Annotated in this window: 1 pseudogene; it reads left to right on the top strand. The window is 38.5% G+C overall.

Annotated features, from left to right (window positions below):
- A pseudogene (locus AC6UD2_RS06870) lies at positions 1–244 on the top strand (DNA internalization-related competence protein ComEC/Rec2); the annotation flags it as partial.

Genomic DNA, 244 nt, shown 5'->3' with positions numbered 1-244 from the left:
ATCAAGGACAGTTTCAGTTGCTTGATGCCAAGACTGGAAATCGAATTAAAAATTCCCCATTTCAAGTTGTTCATCCGATGAAAAGTGGGTCTGGTGAAAATCAAGATTCCATGGTACTTTTTGGTAAAATTGGCGGTTTGAAGTGGATTTTTATGGGTGATTTGAACCGAGAGGAAGAACTTAAGATTATCCAAAAATATCCTGATTTGCGAGTTGATGTGATCAAGCTAGGTCATCACGGAAG

It is taken from the genome of Fructilactobacillus sp. X2R5C2 (genome assembly GCF_059901375.1).
Note: the sequence above shows the minus strand (reverse complement) of the source record. Positions and strands in the feature narration are given on the sequence as shown.